Origin of the sequence: Glaciimonas sp. Gout2, from assembly GCF_035018905.1 — a bacterium.
Lineage (GTDB): Bacteria > Pseudomonadota > Gammaproteobacteria > Burkholderiales > Burkholderiaceae_D > Glaciimonas.
Window position 1 is genome coordinate 1 of record NZ_JASJXA010000091.1, and the last position, 4434, is coordinate 4434.

Annotated in this window: 5 protein-coding genes; all 5 read left to right on the forward strand. The window is 46.4% G+C overall.

Annotated features, from left to right (window positions below; translation table 11 throughout):
- On the forward strand, nucleotides 1-1849 hold a 1849-nt coding region (locus tag QN379_RS23000), incomplete at its 5' end, for a secretin N-terminal domain-containing protein (protein WP_323507719.1).
- The gene (locus QN379_RS23005) at nucleotides 1846-2370 is read left to right on the forward strand and encodes a type II secretion system protein (RefSeq protein ID WP_323507720.1); all 525 of its coding nucleotides are present in this window, start codon (nucleotides 1846-1848) and stop codon (nucleotides 2368-2370) included. The genes QN379_RS23000 and QN379_RS23005, both read left to right, overlap by 4 nt.
- Nucleotides 2345-2725 (forward strand): type II secretion system protein, encoded by a 381-nt coding sequence (locus QN379_RS23010; RefSeq protein WP_322239001.1) that lies wholly within the window; start codon nucleotides 2345-2347, stop codon nucleotides 2723-2725. Before QN379_RS23005 ends, QN379_RS23010 begins: the two co-directional genes overlap by 26 nt.
- Complete coding sequence (locus tag QN379_RS23015; RefSeq protein WP_322238999.1) at nucleotides 2712-3254, forward strand: type II secretion system protein; 543 nt, start codon at nucleotides 2712-2714, stop codon at nucleotides 3252-3254. The genes QN379_RS23010 and QN379_RS23015 overlap by 14 nt, the downstream gene beginning before the upstream one ends.
- Before the next feature lie 225 nt (nucleotides 3255-3479).
- Nucleotides 3480-4160: a response regulator transcription factor gene (locus QN379_RS23020; RefSeq protein WP_322238997.1), complete on the forward strand. Its 681-nt coding sequence runs from the start codon at nucleotides 3480-3482 to the stop codon at nucleotides 4158-4160.
- The last annotated feature ends 274 nt before the right edge of the window (nucleotides 4161-4434 follow it).

Sequence of the window (4434 nt, forward strand, 5' to 3'; positions counted from 1 at the left end):
TTATTATCAAGAAGGAGAGTGCGCACTTGCAGCGGATGATGAAAAGACCGCGCTTGAGCGCTTTGAGACAGTCCTGAAATACGATACCGGAAATATGCGGGCACGTCAGGCTATCGACCAGATTGGCAGCCGTAAACATTTAAAAGAATCTCTGATTGAAGCGCGCCTTATTGCAGAAAGCCGCCCAGATGATGCACTTCAGCTAATCTGGAAAGTATTGGAAGAGAATCCTGCATTGCCCGATGCAATCAAATTACGCGATACTTTGATGCGCCGTGTTGCAGAATCTAAAACGCTATCCCCAGCGCTAGGTACTTCGCTACAGAAGCCTATATCGTTGACATTCCGTTCGCATAACCTAATTAGTATTTTCGATACTATTTCTAAGCTTGCCGGGGTTAACTTTATCTTTGACGCCGACGTATCGAAGTCTGCAACCGCCAGCATTTCGGCTAAGAAAACGACAGCGGAAGATGCTATCAATTTATTACTTGCGACCAATCGATTGCGGAAAAAGGTGTTGAATCACAACACGTTACTGATTTATCCAGCTAGCGCCAGCAAGGACAAGGAATATAGGGACATGGCAGTAAAGACCTTCTTTCTGAGTCATGCGAATGCAAAATCGGTTAGTAGCGCGTTGAAAATGACCTTAAAAACCAGAGACATTTATATCGATGAGCGGATCAACGCCATTGTTGTTCGTGACGCTCCAGAAACCCTGGAACTCGCGAGTCGCTTAGTGCAGGCGCTTGATCGCCCAGAGGCTGAAGTCACCTTAGATGTGCAGGTACTTGAAATTAGCAGCAATGATTTGCTCAATCTGGGTGTTCAATATCCAGGGTCGATTGGTGTCGGAATTAACGGCGGTGTTGATGGAAGTACCAATATTCCATTGAATGTGTTGTCGAGCTTGACCAAAAATAATCTGTTTGTCGATCTAGGTGGAAAAAAGGGCTTGACACTAAACATGTTGCAGAAAGCGACACATATGCAAGTGTTAGCGAATCCTAAAATTCGGGTCAAAAATGGTAAGAAAGCACAAATTGAGATTGGTCAGAAAATCCCAGTCATCACCAACCTGATGACAGACTCTGGCGCGACCTCAGAAAAAGTCGAAATGTTGGATGTCGGTCTTAAATTTGACGTCTTGCCGACGATCAGTCTTGATGGCGAGATTAGTGTCGATATTGACTTGACGGTATCAAGCCTGGGCGCTTCAGAAGTCTCCCCAAAAGGCGCAAAGTATTATCGAATAAATCAGCGTAAGACAAAGACGACGTTAACCGCCAAAGATAATGAAACACAAATTCTGGCCGGGTTAATAAATCGTATAGGCGAAGATAATAAATCCGGTTTGCCCGGCCTTAGTCAACTCCCGTTACTTGACCGTCTGTTTGGCAGCCGTGAAGGTAATAATTCAAAATCAGAACTGGTGTTGGTCATTACGCCACGCATCGAACGTAAACTTGAATTGCCAGGAGCACATGTAACTACCTTCATTTCTGGTACTGAATCACGTGTAAGCCAGGATAGTCTGATATTGCGCAATACGGAAGGCGCGCGTTTGACGGCTGGTGGTGGTACCGCTTCGGTTTCAACACCACAGGTCGAGGAGCAGACTCGCCGAGAGGAAAAAGAGACTGAGGAGCTACCCGACCTTGAGTTGCCAATTGATCAAGGAGTTCCGGTTGATAAGGGAGTGCCCGCTTCAGTGCCGCCGCCTTTGAGGCCAAATACAGTCGGGTATTCCCAGCCAGCTGCAAATCCTCAATCCTTAGCTAAAGCGACTGTGGCAGGCATGTCTTCCTACTTGGCGAATAGAGAATTGAAGCCGGATTTAACATGACGGTTAGGTTAAGGCGTGTGAAGAATGGTGCTGGCGCTACCGTAGAAATTACTAAATCGAACGGCTTCACATTGATAGAACTCATGGTGTCGCTCGCAATACTCGCATCTCTAGCAGCAGCGTTATTGCCAATGACAGAGCTAATGGCGCGGCGTAGCCAAGAGCAAACTCTCAAGGACGGATTACGTAAAATTCGCAGTGCTATCGACGCCTACAAACAGGCATCAGATGACGGTGATATAGCAAAAGTAGTAGGTGCTACCGGTTACCCACCAGATTTGGAAGTGCTCCAGACCGGAGTCGCAGATAAAAAAAATATTAACGGTGGAAAGCGATATTTTTTGCGAAGATTGCCACGTGATCCTACCTGCAATTGTCCTGATACGTCGGCAGCTGAAACCTGGCAACTACGTAGTTACGATAGTGCTTTCGATGCGCCGCAAGCCGGCGCCGATGTCTTCGATGTGTCGTCAATGAATACAAAAGAGGGTCTCAATGGCATTCCGTATAACCAATGGTAAAAAAGGATTTACCTTAATAGAGTTATTAGTGGTGATGGCGATTATTGCCACGCTGATGACGTTAGTAGCGCCGAAATATTTCAAACAAACTGAGCGTGCCAAAGAGGTGGTACTGCAACATAACATTCGCGGTCTGCGCGAAGCAATTGACAACTATCGTCAAGATCTCACTGCAGGGCCTCAGGCGCTCGAAGATCTGGTCAGTCGGCGTTATTTAAAAGAGGTCCCGCTTGACCCTGTTACAGGACGCCGTGATACCTGGTTGACTGAACTGAACGAAGACTCAGAAATTCAGGAGGTTCGTAGTGGTGCGCCAGGTACCTCCCTCGGAGGAGGGGCCTATGCGGAATGGTAAACAACCGGGATTTGCCTATCTCTCGGTGCTCATCATTGTGGCCGTTATGAGCATCATGGCACTAAAACTGTCGGGTGATTTGTCAGTGCGTTTGATGAGAGAGAAAGAGGCAGATTTGCTATTCAACGGAGATCAGATCGCCCAAGCGATTAAGAGTTACTACGAAAGTGGACCAGTGCGTGGTTGCTATCCGCCAAATCTGGATGTATTGCTTGAAGATCGTCGGGATTTGCGGGTAATGCGACATTTGCGGAAAATGTTTCCTGATCCGATGCACATGCGCACAGAGGGACAATCCAGTAGCCAGGATGATATTGAAACAATTGGCAATGGTGGATGGGGTTTAATCATGAACGAAAGCGACCATATCATGGGCGTCTTTAGTAAAAGCCAAATGGAGCCGTTCAAACAAAATGGTTTTTCTAAAGGTCGTAAGGATTTTGATGGAAAATCTCAGTATTCCGATTGGAAGTTTACTGCAAGGGGAAGCGCTGTAGCGCCAGCGTCACCGGCGGTTTGCAAGCAATAGATGGGACAAATGAGTGGAATTAGTCTAGACGTAATGTAGATCGCAAGTCCGGCTTTTTGAGGAGAATATTCATTAGTGTTTGCATGTTTAATTAATTTTTTTTTGTATGTGTTATGCGTTTTTGTTTCTCTTGTGTAACTACGCGCTATAATCTACTTGAATAGTTGGCGACATTATTGCCGATATGATGAAGTGCGAAAGTGACACATTTCACGGGATAAGCGCATGCATGTTCGACAAGTAAAATTGGTGTTAGCAGACGATCACCCAGTCGTTTTGTTGGGAGTGCAGTCACTTTTGCAAGGTCTCTCAAACGTGAATCTGGTTGGTACCGCCGCTAATTCGACTGAATTATTTGCGATACTCAACAGCCAACAAGTCGATATGGTATTGACTGATTACGCGATGCCTGGCGGCGCTTTCGGTGACGGTATGGAAATGCTGAGTCGTCTAAAAAGTCGCTTTCCCAAGGTTACCTTAATCGTCTTGACGGTGTTGACCAATCCAGCGTTGCTGAGCAAGATTGTGCAGCTTGGCGTGCACGGTCTGCTCAACAAAAGTAGCGATCTGAACGAAATACCGTTAGCGATTAAACGTGTGGGCAACGGCTATAAATATTTAAGCCGCAGTCTCACTGCGAGTCTTGCCGAACAAAGCACTCGTCCCGAAGTTGATAAAATCGCCTTGCTCTCAAAAAAAGAACTGGAAGTTCTCCGCATGTTTTTGGGCGGTATGTCGGTCCAGGCAATTGCCGATCATTTTCGACGCAGCAGCAAAACCATCAGCAATCAGAAACGAACGGGTATGCAGAAGCTGGCCTGCGCTAACGACGCTGAACTTTTTCAGCTCAATTCTCAAGTTGGACTGACAAATATCTCACCTCCTGAACAAGAGAATCCAAAATAAATTATCGCGACTGCAATGCGAGGGGCTTAGGACAAGCAATCATTGCTGTTAAGTCACCGTGGTGCGGCGTCTTCGAAGTCTATTGACATATTTTGCGACGTTGGCCTTGTGCGTTTGAGCGCCTAACAAGTAAGCCGTGACCATGCCTACGCAAACGATGTGCAGGCGCATCAATACCATTTGGCAATTTTTAGATGGTAGCCAAGTCGCGTATGCGATAAATTTCCCTCAAAACGCTTGTCACTTAAGTTGTTGAGGTTCTGCACCTCAACAC

Excerpts from the sequence above, each read along its gene's own strand:
- QN379_RS23005 (WP_323507720.1), top strand. The coding sequence starts at position 1,846 with ATGACGGTTAGGTTAAGGCGTGTGAAGAATGGTGCTGGCGCTACCGTA.
- QN379_RS23010 (WP_322239001.1), top strand. The coding sequence starts at position 2,345 with ATGGCATTCCGTATAACCAATGGTAAAAAAGGATTTACCTTAATAGAG.
- QN379_RS23015 (WP_322238999.1), top strand. The coding sequence starts at position 2,712 with ATGCGGAATGGTAAACAACCGGGATTTGCCTATCTCTCGGTGCTCATC.
- QN379_RS23020 (WP_322238997.1), top strand. The coding sequence starts at position 3,480 with ATGCATGTTCGACAAGTAAAATTGGTGTTAGCAGACGATCACCCAGTC.